Consider the following 19,524-nt stretch of genomic DNA (forward strand, 5'->3'; position numbering starts at 1 on the left):
GTTAGTTGGTAATTGGTAATTTAAATATAAATGAAGTTCCTTTTCCTTCTTCACTTTGTACTTCAATGCTTCCTCCATGCCCTTTGGTCACAATGTCATAGCTCATACTCAAACCCAGCCCAGTGCCTTCACCGGCAGCCTTGGTGGTAAAAAAAGGCTGGAATATTTTATCTATAATGTTTTGAGGAATACCGGTACCATTATCACTTACGCTGAGGATGATTTCGTTTTGACCGGACCGGGTTACGACCTTGATATGTGGTTTGAATTCCGTTCCTTCTGTTTTTGCTTTTTCCATTGCGGCATAAAAAGCATTGTTGATCAGATTTAGTAACACACGTCCAATATCCTGACGAATCACCTGAATCTTGGGAAGAGTGGGATCCGAAATCAATTCAAAATTAGATCTAAACTGATCATCTTTGGCGCGTATGCCATGATAGGATAGGCTTAAACATTCATCCGCCAACGCATTAATATCGGTTTCTTCTTTCTCTGATGGTCCAGTACGGGAGTGAAGAAGCATACTTTTAACGATTTCTTCCGCTCGTCTTCCATGATGGATGATCTTCTTTTCATTCTCGCTCAAATCATGAATCAGCTGCTCAGCTTCTTTATGATCGCCCTGTCTGAGTGTTTCTCTTAGTTCATCCAGCAGTTCATCATTCAGGTCAGAAAAATTATTAACGAAGTTGAGTGGGTTTTGAATTTCATGAGCAATTCCAGCTGTGATTTCACCCAAAGAGGCCATTTTCTCTGCATGAATTAGCTTTTGTTGTGCGGTTTTGAGTTTGTCGTACGCCTTTTCCACTCGCTTTTTCCCTTTTTGCTTAATGCGGTTGTTTCGCCAGAGTGCAAATGCAATTACAAGCAAGGTGAAGGTGCTGCCTAAAAAAGTGTTTTGTCGGATTTTAGAACGTAATTCATTTTCAGTTTGCTGAATTTCCAGCTCTCTCAGTTTCTGGTCAAAATCATTGAAACTATTGATAGATTGATCTTGCAAAATGTATTTGAGGCTATCTCTGGCAGCATTACTTTCTACTGCATAATTTAAAGCGATCTGCTTATTGATTGGGGCATACAGGTTGGATAAGTACTCACTGCTTTTAATAACCAAAACAATGCTTCGGGACTTCTTCGCACTTTTAATAGCCAGTTCTGCATAATGGAATGTTGAGTCCCGATTAATTTCTGAATAAAAACGAGACATATCCAAATAAGTATGGCTCAGACTGACGTCATCATCGTAATAGACGGAAGCGCTCTTTGCTTTCCTGTAGTAGGAAATGGCCTCAGCTTTGTTCCCTAATCTGCGGTGCATGTTAGCAACCATTCGCAACGGGTAGGGAGGGTTGTTACCGGAAGGGTTCATTGCTTTATCAGTGATATCGGCAAAGAAGTTTGCTGAGTCTGTCAGATTCAGTTTGGTATAACAATCCGCTAATTGAGCGCAATTAGTCATCAATTGGAATTGATCCTTGCTTTTGAAGTTTAATGCTTGTTTTATAGCAGCAATGCTTTCTCTGTATTTTCCAGCGGATGATAGTGCCTCACCGTAAACCGAATAAGACTTGCTTAGCAAACGTTCGTTTTTCAATTCCTCAGATAGTTTGATGGCCATTGAAGAGTATTCATACCCTTTAACGACATCACCAATCACTGAGCTGACAAGCGAAAGAGTGAGTAGTGAATTGACTTCACCTGCTTGATAGTTGCTTTTCCGTGCAATCAGTAGTCCGTTTCTTGCGTAGAAGATGCCAGAATCGTATTCCGAAATCCAATACGATTCTGCTAAGGAATTTAAAATTTGGACTAGTGTACTATCGTTATCAGCAACAAATAGCTGAGATTTTAAACTATCCCGATAAGTTTTATGATTGTGAATATTTTGTGTGAATCCGGATTGCTGTAAAATCACTAAGGTCGATATGATTATCAGCTTCCTCATTTTGCAGGCAGAGTAATGATGAAAACAGTGCCTGTGTTTGTATCACTTTCCAACTCAATCGTTCCGTCATGTCCTTTTGTGATAATTTCATGACTCATGGATAGCCCAAGACCTGTACCCTGGCCGGTAGCCTTAGTAGTGAAAAATGGTTGGAATATTTTATCCTGGATTTCTTCCGGGATTCCGGGTCCATTGTCTGATACGGTGATTTGGATACCCCCGGCCCCTGAAGGGGTGTCGCTCAACATGGTCTTTACGGTAACTTGTGGTTGGTATTCAACTCCCCCTTGAGGGGGTTGGGGGGTGAGTTCACGACTCCTCACTGATACCGCCTGAAAGGCATTATTAATCAGGTTAAGCAATACCCGCCCAATATCTTGTGGAACGACTTTAATCTTAGGTAGGGAAGGGTCTAGCTCAGTTTTAAACTCTGCGTTAAAGGACTTGTCTTTTGCTCGTAAACCATGATAAGCGAGTCGCAAATACTCATCTGCAAGCAGATTGATATCGGTTAGTTCTTTTTCACCACTTCCTGTGCGTGAGTGCTGAAGCATGCTCTTCACAATCTCCTCAGCACGTTTACCATGATGGTTGATCTTTAATTCATTTTCCTTGATGCTGTTGGCAATCACTTTGGCTTCTTCAATGTCATTGTTATTGAGTTCTTCCAGTTGCTCATCGATCAATTCCTGGTTTAGGTCTGAGAAGTTGTTGACGAAATTGAGTGGGTTTTGAATCTCATGCGCCACACCGGCTGTCAGCTCTCCCAAAGAGGCCATCTTCTCTGAGTGAATAAGTTGGTTTTGCGTCGCTTTTAAGTCTTCAATGGATTTATTCAATGCAGCTGTTCGTTCGCTTACCTGCTGTTCCAACTGAATATTCTGATCAGTTAATAGAGCTTGTTTTTCTTCAGTAATCCGGACAACCTGACGAGCATTTTCCTGTTCCTTGAAAATAGACTCTTTCAACCATACTGCAACGTAAACTAACAGCGTAAGAGGGAATGTCAACCAACTGGCCATAAGAAAGTACATGCGATAGGATCTAAGCTCCCTTAAGACATCCAGATTAAGAACGAGATTAAAGAAGATTAGTACGATTAGCGTTAAGATTAAACCAACCACAACGATCCGTTTGGAACCTTTCACCGATTCCCATGAACTGGCTATAATGTAGGCGCAGGAGAGAAAGGCGGCAATTATAATGATGGGGGTGCGAACATTGACAAAGATCTCGAACGGGAACGTTAGCAAGACACTCCCAAGAACATATGCTTTGATCCACAAAGGGATTCGCTGATAAAATACACGTGCCGTAAGGACAGGAATAGTAACATAAATTCCTACGAGGCATATACTCGATATTACGTAGAAAAATGCCACAGCATCAGGGTTGCCACCACTTATGGATCGTAAGTAAACCGAAAGAGGAACCCCACATATAAAGGAAGTAAATAGGGCTATCCACTTAATGTGTTTCTCTGATTGATTAAGAGCAGCCAGTAGCCAATAGAACAAGGCCAGTAAACCGGATACTGAAACGACAATCCCAAAAAACCCATAGTTCTCTTCCTGATTATCAATGTAAGTAAATAGTTCCTGAGAAGTACCTAATTGGATAAAACTGCGGAAAGTCATGATTTCTTCCGAGATAAAAAACTTCGCAAAATCACTCTTCCATTTTACAAAATGAATGACAAATACATATTCTGTTCCCTTGGCAAGCGTTGTATATCTCGGTTTATAATCATGATGACCTTTATAGGGTTCGCCATTTATGCCAGTGTTACCCAGTCTATGAACCAGTTTGCCATTGATGTAAATATCCTGTGCAGCCGAATTTTTGCTTGTTAGAAATACCGGAAGTTCATCAAAAGCTGAATCGAACTGAATCTTAAATCGAAACCAACCTTCAAAAGTGTTCTGAGCATCCCATTCAAAATTGGCAATGCGAACAGAGTCTAACGATTCCCAGGAACGAATATCCAGGTTTGGGTCTGACCAGTCTTGATCATTGCCTTTGATGAATTTCCAATGTTTAATGTCCGGAAAAACCAATTCGCCATTATTCATCATTTCAGGAGTGAAATAGAAGGTGGTATCCTGAGCAATGCTGTAAATAATAGTTGAAACGAATAGGATTATTCCAAAAAAGAACCGACTTATAATCATAATGCAGGCTGATTTAGAGGAATCCTGATGGTAAACGTCGTTCCCTTTCCTTCTTTACTTTCCAGTTCAATGTTACCTCCGTGCCCTTTGGTCACAATGTCGTGACTAATTGAGAGCCCCAGGCCGGTACCGGACCCGGTTGCTTTTGTGGTAAAAAATGGTTGAAAAATTTTCTCTTTGACCTTTGTTGAGATGCCAGCTCCATTGTCCTTCACATGAATGATGACATTCATTTCATCACTCTCTGTGATCACTTCCACTTTTGGCTTGTAGTTGGAGGCTCCATTGTTTTTAAGACGCTCAGCTGTGGCATGAAAAGCATTGTTGATCAGATTGAGAAATACTCTTCCAATATCCTGAGAAACCACCTTGACTTTTGGAAGATCCTCGGCCAAAGTGCAAATAAAATCGGCGTTAAAGGTCTTGTCTTTGGCGCGTAACCCGTGGTAGGAGAGACGCAGAAATTCGTCCGCCAGTAAATTGATGTCAGTTAGTTCCTTCTTTCCGTCACCACCTCTGGAATGCTGAAGCATACCTTTTACAATGTCTTCGGCTCTTTTCCCATGATGGATGATTTTTTGCTCATTGACTTTCAGATCCTGTAAAATCTCCCTGACTTCTTCCATGTCACCTGCCCGTAGTGCTTCATCTAATTCATCTATCAGCTCGGCATTGAGATCAGAGAAGTTATTCACGAAATTGAGCGGGTTTTGAATTTCGTGGGCTATGCCTGCAGTGAGTTCACCAAGAGAGGCCATTTTTTCAGAATGAATAAGTTGAGTTTGAGTCGATCGCAGCTCTCCGAGTGCATCTTCTGCTACGTGTTTGGCTTTCTCCAGCTCAAGGAAATCCTCGTATCTTGAGTAGGCAATTGAAAAAGTGTCGGCTACATCATGGATTAAGTCCAGGTCTTGCTCGGCCAAAAACTCCTCTGTACCAACGTACAGCATGCCTTGTTTGAAGGGAACAAACTGAAGGCAAAGTTGGTCTGGAGGGAGAGGTGAATGTTGATAGGTATCCGGACTGTCCACTAATCCCTGATCTGCCAGACCCTCGGACCACTGGACAAACTCTTCTTTACTCCATTTTTCACTAAATATTTTCTGCTTCTTCCAGTGTTCACTTGCCGTCTTTGTTATTTCGCTGTTTTCAAAATCCAACGTCATGGAGGCGATTGATTTACCCATTGGGGTAGATAAGTACATGTGTATTTTTTTGGCGTGTTCATCCATGATAAAAATTCCACATCTAAAAAAGGATATTCCAAGCGTACTAAGCTCCATCCAGATGAACGGGGTAAGTTTTTCCAGGTCATTCTGACTTCTCATAGAAGCGATTTCTGCACGGATACGATCTAGGGATGCTTGTTTCTTAGCTTGTTGTGCCTGCTGTGCTGCTTTTTGTAAATCATCAAAACGCTGATAGGCTAAATCGAATGTACGAGCCATTTTAATAACGATTAGCTCCGTGTCCTCGTCCGGCTCAGTCATCATGTCGAGCGTTAGCAAACCGCTGGAAAAGCTACCAAACGGATTCCATTGTGTTTTGAGCTTGTTGTTTTCAATCGCTCTTTTCAGACTTTGGTAGTTCTCTTCGTCCACCAGTTTCCATTCTTCAAGCTCCTTTTTGTTTTTCTCCAGGTCGTACTCAATCACAAAGTACTCTTCACCTTTCTTCCACTTGCGCCAGAATTCACCCAGCATGTTGAATTCTTTCGGATCATAAGTGGATTTATGATCACGGGTATAGCCCATGTTGCCAGGATCGGAGATGTCCCACATCGTCACAATGTCATTTTCATCTATCAGAATGAATGCTGCACCCGTGATGCCTTCAATGCCCAGCATCGTGATCTCTTTAATAAGCGTCTGTGTTACTTTGACCAGATCACTGGGCTTGTGCATGGCCATCGCTTCTGATCGTACACGCTCTACCGCCGCTTCAATTTGGGCTTCACGTGCCTGACTTTCTGCCTGTTTTAAATCTTCGAACCTTCTGTAAGCCAAATCAAAAGCGCTGGCAAACCGCCGAAGCGTTTCAATTCCTTCTTTTGGTGGATCCGGAATGTTGCCTGGTAAGCTGTAACCGATTTCTCCGTGCGTAGTGCGGGCCATGATAAAAGTAAGCCCACCCAGGTTTCGTACATCGTCCAGGGATGGCGCATTCGGATCTAGTTGCTCGAAATCCCCAAGGGAAATCATCTTATCGACATACGTGACTGCTGTATCAGCATCCATGGGAAAGACCAACGTTGTTTCCTTTCCTTTTTCCCATCTGTCCACCAGTGGGATGTCGCCATGAATATGTCGGGGTAGTTTCATCACCATGCCAATGCGTGCGCCATCTCCGGCGGTCATGGCTTTATCGTATCGGTCCGGAAGCCAGCGCATGTGCCAGAAGTAATGGGCCTCATGTCCCAGACTCACAAACTCTTTCCGCATGGTCACCACAATATCCTGAAGGTCACGGGATTCCTTCATAGCAGTGGCTTGTGCTCTGATTCGCTCTAGTGCCAGTTCTATTTGAGCCTCTCTGGCTTGAGCTTCCGCTTTTTGCAGGTCCAGGAAGCGGGTGTAGGCCTGCTCAAAAACTTTGGCAAACCTTTCAAACACTTCTTCGCTCTCATAGGGTTCTGTGGTGATGACCAGCAAGTACCCATACTTAAAGTAGGCCGCATGCCACTTTTGCCAGGTTGGAAATTGGATTCCATTATCAAGCATCCCCTGAAAGATTGGATTAACATCAGGTACAGAGAGCATGTATTTGTAATGATCCCTGAGTTCCTGACCACCTTTTTCGATTGAAAACGATTTTAGCTGCTTTTTCCAGCCCTTGTACATTTGATTGTGCGCTGGATCAATGTTATTGGGAATTTTGAGGTGAGGCATAATTCCATTTTCATTTGCAAACCAAAACTCATCCACATCCGAATTATTTTCACAGAATCCAAAGCCTGTTCCCCAAAGCTCACCACCTAAACTCTTAAGTTGTTGAAAGAGAACAAATGCGACATCTCCAATTTCTTCACTTTGGTGCATGGCCATGGATCGAGCTCGTACCCGCTCTAAAGCCGTCTCTATCTGCGCTTCCTTCGTCTGTTTTTCTGCTCGTTGCAGGTCCAGAAACCGGGTATAGGTCTGTTCAAAAACCGTCGCAAACCGCTTGAAAATATCATGAGACTCGGGCACAGGCTCGATGGTGATAAAAAGCAGGTAGCCGTATTTAAAGTAGACTACATGATCTATCTGATATTCCGGAAAAGAGCCGTTGGTTTCTTTTAGTTTTTTAAGCACATCTCCAATTACCGGAAGTGTGCTCATGTATTCATAATGCTCAATGCACTTTTGACCTTTAAACTCTTGCACATGAATGGAGCTTCCTTTTTGTCCAAGATCATAATACTTTTTGAAGATGCCTTTTCTCGGTATCGTATAAGTGGGCAAAACACCCTTTTCATTTCCGAACCATTCGATGGAGTCCTTTTCGCGGTATATGTTGAAAGCGCATCCCCATGTTTTAATACCCAGGTTTCTAACCTCCTGATCCAGCAGAAAAGAGGTCTCCGATAGCTCATTACTGTGTTGCATGGCCATCGTTTTGGCACGAACACGTTCCAATGCTGCTTCAATTACAAGTTCACGGGTTCTTTCTGCAACTTTTTCTTCTAGTTCAACCTTTAACCGATCCCACTCATTTACCGGCATGATTTGATCTTCTAACACATTGGGGTCTGGTGTAGAAGCGTGAGCGTGTGAATACTTCCAGGCTTCATCTATTTGTTGCAATATGCTAGTGACCCTCGTATTGAAGAGAGAATTACCATTAGTTGTAAAATCGAATGTCTCAACAATACAATAGGTATTATTACCAAAATGAAAGCTTGAAAGTATCGACCGCTTCAATTCAGGCTTGATGTGAGCTAGTTCATTGCTCTGATTTTTAAAAAAATGACTAAGCTCTTTTATTCCTCGAAATACTTCATTTTCACCGGTTCCGATGACTAAAACATCTTTTGTACAAATTTCCTTTAAGTTCTTAGTTGGTGCACCATGAAATGCTACTGCTAAAAAGCGTTCATAAACGTCAAAGATGTCTTTGGGAATTTTTTTAAATGATTTTGTAGAAGTAGGCAAGGTAATATGTGGTGTTAAAGGACATAATTTACCCGAGTTTAAGGAATCACGCAAATGCATGATCTGCATTATCTGAGGAACAACCCACCCCTTACCCCTCCCAGGAGGGGAATTTTTTCCTGATCCGGTCTTCTTCGCCGTTCCGTCGATTGGGATTCCCCCTTTGAAGGGGGGTGTGGAGGGAAATGGGCAGGAGGGGGATGTTTTTTGAATTGATTGCATTGATTTAAGTGTGTTATTCTGAGTTTCACTTTTTAAAAGAAAAACGAGTTCCCTTTTGAGGCTGTCCAACGTTTCGGGCTAGGTGTGAGAATGCGCGTGTCATCCTGAATTTATTTCAGGATCTGGGCTGAGTGGAGGGTTGTTGCTAACTCACCCCCAGTTACTAACTCACCCCCAGCCCCTCTCTTTCAAAAGAGAGGGGAGCCGATGTTGCATTAAAAAAACGTGTGTCGTTCTGAGTTTATCGCCTGCCTGCCGGCAAAGGCAGGAAGAATCTGGGTAGAGGCGGAGGTTATGTTTAATTATAATAACCAGTTCCCCCTTTATGGGGCTAGGGGGTGACAGTAGTTGAATGAACTCACCCCCAGCCCCCGAAACGTCGGACCGCTCTAACACTCTAACATTAGAGAGGGGAGCCGGTGTTGCATTTAAAAAACGTGTGTCATCCTGAATTTATTTCAGGATCTAGGTGGAGTGGAGGCATTCTGACGGATAACCCATTCATTACCCCTCCAGGGAGGGGAATTTTACGTTCTTGAGTTGTACATACCTAAAGACCATAGGGATTGGAATCGATGATTTCCGGGACACCATCACCATCTAAGTCTGTCCACCCAAAAAGTGAAGGATCGGTAATGAAGGTAGAAACGATAGCGTCACTCCATTCGTGTTCCCAGCCCCACAGGTGTCCGATTTCATGATGATATATAGCAAATGCTACACCCTTTAAGATTTCCTGATTTAGTGATTTTGCTACTGACTCATTGTAGAACCAGCCTATGTTTACAAATCCTTCCCCGGGCACTGCAAATCCTCCCGCCGGATCATCAAAATTCAAGTCTATCAAGGCGATAATATCATAATCAGAATCGGTATAACCGAGGCTCCTTACATAGGATGAAATAAAATTTGGGCTTTTATCATTTATTTCATCCGGATCAACCAACACATTGATGTTCTTAAATTGCACAATGGGATCAAACCCGGATTGTTGCGCAAATTCATAGTGATCATCATTGATTGATTGCTGCGCTTGTTCCCATAGATCCATGGATTCATTAAATGCCAAGTTGGGGTAGTCCATAATAACAGAGATTACCTTTTGGGTGCCTTTGGGGAGTATGGGTATGGATGACTTTGACATCACAACATCGCCATGCATGTACAACCGATAGCATTTGTTGGAATAGTAAATAACACTTGTATAGTGCCCTCGATCATGACTATACACGACCGGCACGAATTGCGGGTGTAGGTTGAAACGTTTTGCAAATGTTGTTCGGGCGATGGCTTCAGCATTTGCGCGGGAGGTCGCCAATAATTCATCTTCCGAACACGACTGTGCAGACAGTATTGTGGCCAGAGATAATATACGTTTCAGGTGTTTGATCATAACTGAAAAACCATAAGAATAACAGATGAACGACACGATACACTTAAAGGAATTTTTACAATTGATAATTAATACTATACGATTGCTTTTATGATCGTTCATTGACCACTAATCAAATATTTCATCCACCCATGATGCCCTTGCTGTATATTTGATTCTATACTAATTCAACTAAACCTATCTCTATGAAACGATTACTACTCATCCCGGCATTGTTATTCGCATTGGTTACCCTGGCTCAGGAGCCCATCGATACCGAAGCGATTGAAAAAATTAAGAAGGAAGGTCTTGAATACTCTCAGGTGGAGCAGATCGCTTTTGAACTCATTGATAAGGCCGGACCAAGACTTTCCAATTCGGCCGGATATGAACGAGCGGCCCAATATGCCATTAATCAGCTTACAGAGTGGGGGCTGGAAAACGCTCAGAAAGAAGCCTGGGGAGAGTTTGGCCGTGGATGGGAAATGAACAAGAGCTACATCGCGATGACTAAGCCCTATTACCTTCCGCTGATTGCAGTTCCTAAAGCATGGACGGGCAGCACAGACGGACCTGTGTCCGGGAAAGTGCAGTTTATCGAGATCAACAGTGAAGAAGATTTTGAGCAGTACAGGGGAAAGCTAAAGGGCGCTATTGTGGCCTTTAAACCTCGTGGTGATCAATCTCCCACCTTTAAAGCGGATGCTAAACGATACACCGAAGAAGAGTTGGATGAAATGACCGAGCCCCGTGTGGAGAGCAGCGGATGGACACCTGAGCAGATTGCTGCATGGAGAAAGCGAAGAGCTTTCAGTGAAACCCTTAATACCTTCCTGACTGAAGAAGGGGTAGGACTTATTATCAAAGGGGTAAGGGGCCGTCACGGTACGCTGTTTACCACGAGCCCTCAGGGATACAATACAGATACTCCCATTGGAGTTGCAGAGCTGGAGATGGCCCCTGAGCATGCAAACCTGATGGCCCGACTCGTAGAGAATGGCGTAGAGGTAGAAGTCGAAGGTGAGGTAAAGACGACATTCAATGAAGACGACCTGCAGGGATATAATGTAATAGCAGAGATACCCGGCACTGACAAGAAACTGAACGATGAAGTGGTGATGTTGGGCGGCCACCTGGATTCGTGGCACAGTGCAACTGGTGCAACGGACAATGGTGCCGGATGTATTGTTATGATGGAGGCAGTAAGAATTCTGCAAGCTGCAGGGCTTCAACCTAAGCGCACCATCCGAATCGCATTGTGGGGTGGAGAAGAGCAAGGTATTTACGGATCAAGAGGATATGTGAAAAATCATTTCGGAGATTCGGAAACGATGGATCTTAAGCCTGAGCATGAAAAAATCTCAGCGTACTACAACATAGACAATGGTACCGGAAGGATACGTGGCATCTACCTGCAAGGCAATGAAGCTGTAGGGCCGATCTTCACAGAGTGGTTTAAGTCCTTCGAAGACATCATGGAAAATACCACCATTACGGCACGGAATACAGGCGGCACGGATCACCTGGGCTTTGATGCGGTAGGCATCCCTGGCTTTCAGTTTATCCAGGATCCGATAGAGTATAGCACCCGCTCTCACCATACGAACATGGATACCTACGAGCGGTTGGTTATTGAAGACCTCCAGCAGATCGCAACGATCGTTGCAGGGTTTGTGTACAACACAGCCATGCGTGACGAGATGCTACCAAGGGAGGAGTTGGAGACTGCTGAGACTGAGTGAAATACTAACTCACCCCCGGCCCCTCGAAACGTCGGACCGCTCTAAATTAGAGAGGAGAGTTGATTGTGCCTCATGATATACGTGTGTTATTCTGAATTTTGTTTTTTAAAAGAAAAATGAGTTCCCCCTTCAGGGGGTTAGGGGGTGACAGTTAGTAGAATGAACTCACCCCAACTACTCACACTCAGAGTCACTCACCAGAGGACTCTGAGATCTTCCTGAATAGACACGCATCACAGACGCTCATCAGCCAATAGGGGTGTCATCCTGAATTAATTTCAGGATCTGGGTAGAGCGGAGGAAACGGATAACCCACCCCTAACCCCTCCAGGGAGGGGATTTTTCGTTCTTGAGTTAAGTTTTTAGCTCAATGATTAAATCTGCCATTTCATAGCCGAAGGCATTGGATGATCGAAAAAAAGGCATTAAATCATAAGCGTCAAAAAAAATGAATAAAGACGATCTCGTGCAAAACCACTGCCTGAGCCGACGAAGGAGGGGAGGTTTGGTTTTGCGTACCTGAACAATTCATTTTTTTAGTGATGATTTACAGCCTTGATTTTTGTCAACTTTTTATCAAGAAAAAGTTGAAGCCATAGCGGCTTGAGCGTAAGAAGTACAAAACCAAAATAGGCCACAAGGGCCTATAATAACTTTAAAATCATTCCCGGCCTTGTGTCTGCCCTCCAGGAGGCGGGCCGGGATCTTGCAATTTGGAAGAAGGTCCCGGAATAAATCCGGGAACAGGCTAGTTATCTTTTAATAGGTTTGAAGTTCAGCAAAGAGCGAGTCAAGTTCGGCTCTCGACTTTTTTAGTTTGGTAGACAGCCTGTCCAGCATGCTTTCCCTTTTGCCATCTTTATACTCGAAATCAAAATCGCTAAGGATGGCAAACCTTCTTTTTAGCATGACTTTTTGTTCCCTCCAACTTCTTGTTATTTCCATTTTTTCAGGCATTCCTTAAATGTGATTTTGATTGTTTTCAGAATAATCATGCAAGGTACCTTAATTCAAGTAGGGAATGTCATAAGGCCTCACCAGGTCTTGTATTTATTAGACCATCTCAGAAATGAACCAGCTAGCACTCTTTTGCAACAAGTGTTTTTAAAGCAATGAGTAAGTTTCATGAAATACACGTCACAGACAGGCCAAGTACGTTTAATCCACTCAAGCCGTGAGGGCCCTTCATTTTGCCTTGACCGTAACGACGGACCATCCAAAACGAATCGGAGCGGCGTTCCGCCAAAAAATCATGGCAAAACCAAATCCCGGTCATCGTACAAGTCAACCCCGTGGTTTTAGCGAATTCGCCATGCCGGCGAGGGAGTGGTACATTTCATTGCCAAGACAGGAGGAACCCTACTTTCCGATACAGAACTTCGAGAATATGTTTTCTAAAAGATCATCAGTAGTCACCTCACCGGTGATCTCTCCTAAATGGAAGAGTGCAGAGCGGATGTCCTGTGCAACCAGGTCATTACTCATTTCCATGTTGATTCCTTCGATGACACGGTTGAGTGCATCGTCCGTTTGCTGGAGGCTCTGTAGGTGTCTGGCGTTGGTTACGATCACATCGCTCGAGCTTTTGGTATCCGTCACAAACGTCTGTAGCTGAGCTTTCAGGTCGTCCAGATGGTCTTTTCCTTTGGCGGAGATGAACACGGCATTTTCGTCTTCCAGAAGGGCTTTTAGTTCGGGTTTGGCTTCATCCACCTTATTCCCTACAATCAGGCTCGGGACGCTGGATTTCTTCAGCCCTTCGATTTGTTCTCTGATGTTGTCGGTTGTGTCATTCGCCAGATCAATCATGTAGATGACCAAACTGGCTTCTTTCATTTTCGCAAGTGTTCGCTGTACGCCTATACTTTCCACCTTGTCTTCCGTCTCTCGGATACCGGCCGTGTCTATAAACCGAAACGCAATCCCATCCAGATAAATGGAGTCCTCAATGAAATCACGGGTGGTGCCTGCCACATCTGAGACAATGGCTTTTTCTTCATTGAGTAAAGCGTTGAGTAGGGTAGACTTGCCTGCATTTGGCTTGCCTGCTATGACTGTCGGGATTCCGTTTTTAATGGCGTTCCCATATTCAAAACTTGAGATCAGGGATTGAATCAACGTTTGGATCTTATTGACCAGATCAATCAATCCTTGCCGGTCGGCAAATTCCACGTCTTCTTCTGCAAAGTCTAGCTCCAGCTCAATCATGGAGGCAAAGTGAACGAGCTGCTCCCTGAGGTTCTTGATTTCATCGCTAAACCCACCTCGCATCTGTTTCATGGCTGTTTGCTGCATGCTGGCATTCTCAGAGGCGATCAGGTCAGCCACTGCCTCAGCTTGTGCCAGATCAAATCGACCATTAAGGAATGCTTTTTGGGTAAACTCTCCCGGCTTTGCCAGTCGGGCACCTTTACTCACGAGTAAGCTGAGGATCTTTTGTAGGATGTATTGCGAACCATGGCTGGAAATCTCGATCACATCTTCCTTAGTGTATGAGTTGGGTCCTTTGAAAATGGACACCAGCACCTCATCTATTATTTCATTTTCATCATTTCGAATCGTACCAAGATGGATCGTATGGGTAACCACTTTGGTCAGATCTTTTCCTTTGAAAAGATCATTAACGATGGGGATGGTTTGTGAACCGGAAACACGGATAATACCCAAGGCACCTTGTCCGGGAGGAGTGGCTAGCGCTGTGATCGTGTCGTTGATGTGAGACATGGGTGCAAAAGTATAGGAGAAACATGAGGTGCAAATTATCAGGGTATTATCCTGAGTCACCCTGGGGTTCTCGAAGTGTTGAAGGGTCTTGGTTGAGGCGGTGGTTATGTTTTAATATAAGAGACCAAGTTCCCCCTTAAGGGGGCTAGGGGGTGATAGTGATTTATTAACAAACGATATATCGAATCAATCAGGTCCTGTCTTATTATTTCTTCCTTCTTTTCTCTTGATAGAAAAGAACCAAAAGATCAAGGCTGTAAATCCTTCGCTAAAAAATCGAATCATTTACGTATTCAAAATCAAACTCGCTACGCTCAAACAGTGATTTTGCAGTTCAATTGTTTACGTTCAATTTTTTGTAACGCTCATGATTTAAGGCCCTTGTTTCGCCGTGCCGGCGATGGGATTGGAGAGTCGTCATATCCAATATCTCGAAATGATTATAAAGCGGGTGTCATCCTGAGTTTATCGCCTGCCTGCCGGCAAAGGCAGGAAGGATCTGGGTTGAGGGCGGTCTATTGGTTTACGAGGTGCTGGGGGAGTTATGTAAAAGAAACTAGTTCCCCCTTTAGGCGGTCCGACGTTTCGGGGCTAGGGCGTGATAGATAATTAGAGTATTTCATCCCAAAATGACATGACGGTTCTTAATCCTTACGCGTATTCCGTACCCATTGAACCCATGCTTATATAGTTTTCATGTATTTCATTTGCAAATAGGAAATAAATAATTATATATTTGTTTTGTAAATAGGAAATAAATAGGACGAAAATGAAACTTGGAGCTTTTGAAGAATTGGTTTTATTGGCAGTAGGGGTGCTTGGTGAGGATGCCTATGGGGTCACCATCAAAGAAATCCTAAAAGATAAAACAAAGAAGAATCCAAGTATCGGTGCACTTCATTCTGCACTATATCGATTAGAGGAGAAGGGCTATCTGGAAGCTTCAGAAGGTGGAGCTACTAACGAGCGTGGCGGAAGACGGAAGAAATACTACCACCTCACTTCACACGGCATCAAGGTATTGGAAGAAGCAAATGAGCTCCGGATGGCATTCTCGAGAGAGGTGCCGGGACTAAATCTGAACACAAGTTCATGAGCACCAAATCCAATCCACCCAAACTCGCACAAAAAATCCTTAGATGGTTTTGTTCGGAAAAGGTATTGGAATTTCTGCAGGGCGACCTGGAGGAATTGTATCACCTCAGACTGGAGCGGAATGGAAGATTAAAAGCAGCCCTTCATTATTTTCTGGATGTATTTAGCGCGGTACGTCCTTTTGCATTCAAACAATCAAGGTCAAACTCAAATATTGCTATGTTAAAAAATTTCTACTTTACTTCGATCAGGAACTTCGCACGGAATAAGCGTTATTTCCTGACCAATCTCACAGGACTAACTATTGGACTAACCAGTTTTGTGCTGATTGCCTTTTATATAATCAATGAGCTCAGTTATGATCGTTTTCACACGAATCATCAGCAGCTTTATCGGGCTAGCACGGTGGCTAACATCAATGGCAAGATCAATCGGGAAGCTCCAACCAGTGCCCCCTTAGCTAAGGTAATGCTGGAGGAATATCCGGAGATCAAAAATGCGGTGCGTGTTGTTAAAAATGATCCCATTTTAGTGGATCAAGCGGGTCGCAAGTTTATTGAAGATGGTCTTTTGTATGCGGACGCCTCCTTTTTTACGGTGTTCGACTTTCAGCTCATTGAAGGGAGCACAAAAGAGTCGTTGAAAGAAGCACGATCAGTGGTTTTCACCGAATCATATGTGAAAAAGTATTTTGGAAGCGAAGATCCTATTGGAAAGCAACTAAACCTCGGCGCTGATTCTACCTTTTATGTGATCACCGGAGTAGTTGCTGATCCTCCTGCTAATTCCCACATTCAGTTTGACATGTTGGTGTCATTGAGTAGTCTTCCGAATGTATATGATGGAAATAACTGGATCGGGAGCAACGCGCATACCTACCTGCTGCTGCATGATGAGGTTAGCGTGCCAGAGCTTGAAGTGAAAATGCAGGACATATTCTATAACTATATGGCTCCACAGATTGAGTATTACACCGGGCAATCCATTGGGGAATGGGAAGCTTCCGGAAACCAGGTGAAGTACAACTTATTTCCATTCAAAGACATTCACCTAAAGTCAGATTTTGGGAAGGAACTGGTACCACCCGGAAACCTGTCGTATATCTACATTTATGGTGTCATTGGTCTCATCATTCTGTGCATCGCCATTTTCAATTATGTGAATATGGCCACCGCTCAATCGGCTACCCGAGCACGTGAGGTAGGTATTCGTAAAGTGATGGGCTCCAGCTGGTCTTTGCTTGTCAAGCAGTTCATTTTTGAATCTGTGATACTAGCATTGTTCGCAGGCTTTCTTACCGCATTTCTTGCATACATGTTCAAACCATCTTTTGAGCTGATTCTTCAAAAGGAACTGGCATTTGGCATTCTTTCCAGTCCCTGGGTCTTATTGACATTACTGGTATTATCTATTGGGGTAGGCATTCTGGCGGGTGTATATCCGGCGTTTGTTCTTTCAAGATTCCACCCGGTTATGGCTATGAAGGCTACCTTATCGCCTGCCGGGACTTCCGGATGGTTGAGAAATGGGCTCGTAGTGATTCAGTTTACTGCTTCCATCGTGATCATCATTGTCACGTTGGTGGTCTACCATCAGATTGACTACATGCTTACCAAAAACCTGGGCTTTGACAAAGAACAGGTATTGGTTATACAGCGGCCGGATGCGTTGCATGATCATTTAGAAGTATTTGAGGATGAGTTAAAAACCAATGCCAATGTTCGACAGGTGGTGCATTCGCTAACCTTACCGGGGAAAGGATACAGCATACGATCGTATCGTCCGGTAGATCGGGATGAGACTTTTCTTTTCCCGAATAATCAGATCAGCTTCCACTATGATGAGGTCATGGATTTGGAATTAGTAGCAGGTCGATTCTTTTCCAAAGAACATAAAGCAGATTCAAATGCCGTGGTAATAAACGAATCTGCTGTTGAGGCCCTGGGGTATGAAAATCCCATCGGTCAGAAGTTGACCTCTCCATGGCATAGGGGAGAATACCTAACAATTATTGGCGTGATGAAGGACTATTACATTGAATCGTTACATCAACCGATCGTGCCCGTTTCCCTTGAGTTGATGCCTGATCGATCATCTAAATACATAACTGTCAAACTGAATGGTGGCAGTGATGTACGCAAAACATTGGAATTCATTGAGAATAAGTGGACGGGATATACGAATGACCATCCATTTCAGTACTTCTTTTACGATGAGGAGTATGAAAAGCTTTATCAAAATGAAACGGCTACCGGAAAGGTATTTGCGGTGCTTGCTTCTTTATCTATCCTAATTGCCTGTTTAGGACTAGTCGGTCTGATCTCCTTCAATATTTCAACACGGAGAAAAGAAGTGGGCATTCGCAAGGTGCTGGGAGCGAGTGTACATACGCTGGTGTGGTTACTATCAAATAATATGGTTCGCACGGCACTTATCGCTTCGATGCTGTCCTGGCCGATTTCCTACTTTGCGATTGATTACTGGTTGCAAAATTTTGCTGAACGTACAACGATTAATCCCTGGAGTTTTATCCTGGCCACAGGAGTGGTATTGGTTATTGGTGGTTTGGCCATTAGTTTCCAGACCATCAGAGCGTCTTTGATGAACCCAGTTGAGAGTTTGAGGCAGGAGTGAGGATAGCATACGGGTTGTTGTTCTGAAGAGCCCCGACTTGTGGACTAAATACCAAAAGAACCTATCTCAACGTCATTCAGAGCCTTTTCTTGTTGGTTAGAGCGAAGGAGAAAAGGCGTGGAGTCTTCTTGAATTGAAAGGATTCCTACGGCTGCCAACCCACTACTCAGCATGGAGAGCCTCTGAATGACGGTTCTTTTTAGTTTAAAATTGCACTCTGTCCAAACTGCGTGATATTTATTGTTAGTCTGAGGCTCTCGAAGACGACATTATCGTTCTTGAATTCCTTTCACACAACCCACACCCTTCGACATGCTCAGGGTGACACCCGCATATTAGATTATTAAATTTCGTTCAAAATATCCCCTTGAGTGGGGTATAGGGATGTTTTGTATAAAAGTGCATCAATTTTTCTTTCCAAAACGTAACCAATTGGTTTCTTTTTAGTATACTTGTAACCAAAAGGTTACATAACATGCGACGAGATGTATTTCAGGCAATAGCAGATCCTACCCGTAGAGAGATTATTGGGTTGGTGTCACATGAATCCAGAAACGTGAATGAACTGGCAGACAACTTTGAGATGAGCAGACCTGCAGTTTCAAAGCATTTGCGCATTCTCAAGGAATGTGGATTGATTAAAGTGGAGAAGAAGGGACGAGAGCGTTTTTGTCATGCGCAGCTGGATAAACTCGGAGAGATCGCTTTGTGGGTACATCAATACCGTAGGTTTTGGAATACAAGTCTGGATAAACTGGAAGCTTTGCTAAAGGAAGAGGATAACAAATAACTAACTATATCATGGATAAATACGGAAAGCTTATTGAAGATCACACATTACAATTTGAACGCATGTTACCCGGACCAATCGAGCGGGTATGGGAGTACCTCACCGATGGGGAAAAGCGAGCTCTATGGTTTGCTGGAGGACCGATGGACACACATCCCGGCGGAAAAGTTGAATATCAATTTAATCATGATCGGCTATCCCCGGAGGAGGAAGTGATTCCGGATAAGTACAAGGACCTGGAAGGAGGAATGACTTCTGTTGCTGATGTTCTCACCTATAATGAGCCAACACTCCTGGTAATTGGCTGGGAAGGAGGAGAGGTCACTTTTAAGCTGGAAGAACAAGGTGATAATGTAAAGCTGACACTCACACACTCTAACTTGAACAGAGATCGGGATGCCCGCATCGGAACGTTTGCTGGCTGGCATACACATTTAGATATTCTGATGGATCGTATGAATGATAAGGACCCTAAAGCATTTTGGAGCGTACATCAGGAATGGGAGGGACATTACGCAAAGGTGGTTGATTGATCAAGGTAGAGAAAAGGGACATGAGCGATTTTGTCATGCACAGCTGGACAAACTGGGGGAAATAGCTCTTTGGGTTCATCAATACCGAAGATTCTGGAATACAAGTCTGGATAAACTGGAAGCCTTGCTAAGAAATGAAGATGAACAAACTAAATAATAA

The 19,524-nt window shown here is 43.6% G+C and carries 12 protein-coding genes; 6 read left to right on the forward strand and 6 right to left on the reverse strand.

The features are described 5' to 3' along the window. Position 1: 1 nt before the first annotated feature. From CHB71_RS04455 to CHB71_RS04470, 4 genes are all read right to left on the reverse strand, one after another. Positions 2-1,948, reverse strand: a complete 1,947-nt coding sequence (locus CHB71_RS04455; RefSeq protein ID WP_089355702.1) for an ATP-binding protein — start codon at positions 1,946-1,948, stop codon at positions 2-4. Continuing rightward, on the reverse strand, positions 1,945-4,119 hold the full coding sequence (locus tag CHB71_RS18685; RefSeq protein WP_245811213.1) for a sensor histidine kinase: 2,175 nt from the start codon (positions 4,117-4,119) through the stop codon (positions 1,945-1,947). The genes CHB71_RS04455 and CHB71_RS18685 overlap by 4 nt, the downstream gene beginning before the upstream one ends. Beyond that, on the reverse strand, positions 4,116-8,474 hold the full coding sequence (locus CHB71_RS19130; RefSeq protein WP_089355703.1) for an ATP-binding protein: 4,359 nt from the start codon (positions 8,472-8,474) through the stop codon (positions 4,116-4,118). The genes CHB71_RS18685 and CHB71_RS19130 overlap by 4 nt, the downstream gene beginning before the upstream one ends. 550 nt (positions 8,475-9,024) lie before the next feature. Beyond that, positions 9,025-9,867, reverse strand: coding sequence for a hypothetical protein (locus tag CHB71_RS04470; protein WP_144017327.1), 843 nt, complete (start codon positions 9,865-9,867; stop codon positions 9,025-9,027). 185 nt (positions 9,868-10,052) lie between these two features. On the opposite strand from CHB71_RS04470, the gene CHB71_RS04475 reads away from it, so the two are divergent. Further along, the gene (locus CHB71_RS04475) at positions 10,053-11,588 is read left to right on the forward strand and encodes a M28 family metallopeptidase (protein ID WP_089355705.1); all 1,536 of its coding nucleotides are present in this window, start codon (positions 10,053-10,055) and stop codon (positions 11,586-11,588) included. 759 nt (positions 11,589-12,347) lie between these two features. Here CHB71_RS04475 and CHB71_RS04480 read toward each other — a convergent pair. Both CHB71_RS04480 and mnmE read right to left on the reverse strand, forming a co-directional pair. Beyond that, complete coding sequence (locus CHB71_RS04480; protein WP_221406676.1) at positions 12,348-12,545, reverse strand: hypothetical protein; 198 nt, start codon at positions 12,543-12,545, stop codon at positions 12,348-12,350. 402 nt (positions 12,546-12,947) lie between these two features. Next, entirely contained in the window at positions 12,948-14,312 is a 1,365-nt protein-coding gene (gene mnmE, locus CHB71_RS04485; protein WP_089355706.1) for a tRNA uridine-5-carboxymethylaminomethyl(34) synthesis GTPase MnmE, read from the reverse strand. Positions 14,313-15,081: 769 nt separating this feature from the next. Here mnmE and CHB71_RS04490 point away from each other — a divergent pair. The 5 genes from CHB71_RS04490 to CHB71_RS04510 all read left to right on the forward strand — a co-directional run bounded on the left by CHB71_RS04490 (position 15,082) and on the right by CHB71_RS04510 (position 19,521). Then, positions 15,082-15,408 carry a PadR family transcriptional regulator gene (locus CHB71_RS04490; protein WP_089355707.1) on the forward strand — a complete coding sequence of 109 codons (327 nt, stop codon included), beginning with the start codon at positions 15,082-15,084 and terminating at the stop codon, positions 15,406-15,408. Next, positions 15,405-18,041, forward strand: coding sequence for an ABC transporter permease (locus CHB71_RS04495; RefSeq protein WP_089355708.1), 2,637 nt, complete (start codon positions 15,405-15,407; stop codon positions 18,039-18,041). Before CHB71_RS04490 ends, CHB71_RS04495 begins: the two co-directional genes overlap by 4 nt. Positions 18,042-18,516: 475 nt before the next feature. Next, on the forward strand, positions 18,517-18,831 hold the full coding sequence (locus CHB71_RS04500) for an ArsR/SmtB family transcription factor (RefSeq protein ID WP_089355709.1): 315 nt from the start codon (positions 18,517-18,519) through the stop codon (positions 18,829-18,831). A gap of 11 nt (positions 18,832-18,842) precedes the next feature. Then, positions 18,843-19,364 carry an SRPBCC family protein gene (locus CHB71_RS04505; RefSeq protein WP_089355710.1) on the forward strand — a complete coding sequence of 174 codons (522 nt, stop codon included), beginning with the start codon at positions 18,843-18,845 and terminating at the stop codon, positions 19,362-19,364. Then, complete coding sequence (locus tag CHB71_RS04510; protein ID WP_245811214.1) at positions 19,357-19,521, forward strand: hypothetical protein; 165 nt, start codon at positions 19,357-19,359, stop codon at positions 19,519-19,521. Before CHB71_RS04505 ends, CHB71_RS04510 begins: the two co-directional genes overlap by 8 nt. Positions 19,522-19,524 lie beyond the last annotated feature (3 nt).

It is taken from the genome of Ekhidna lutea (assembly GCF_900188325.1).
Lineage (GTDB): Bacteria > Bacteroidota > Bacteroidia > Cytophagales > Cyclobacteriaceae > Ekhidna > Ekhidna lutea.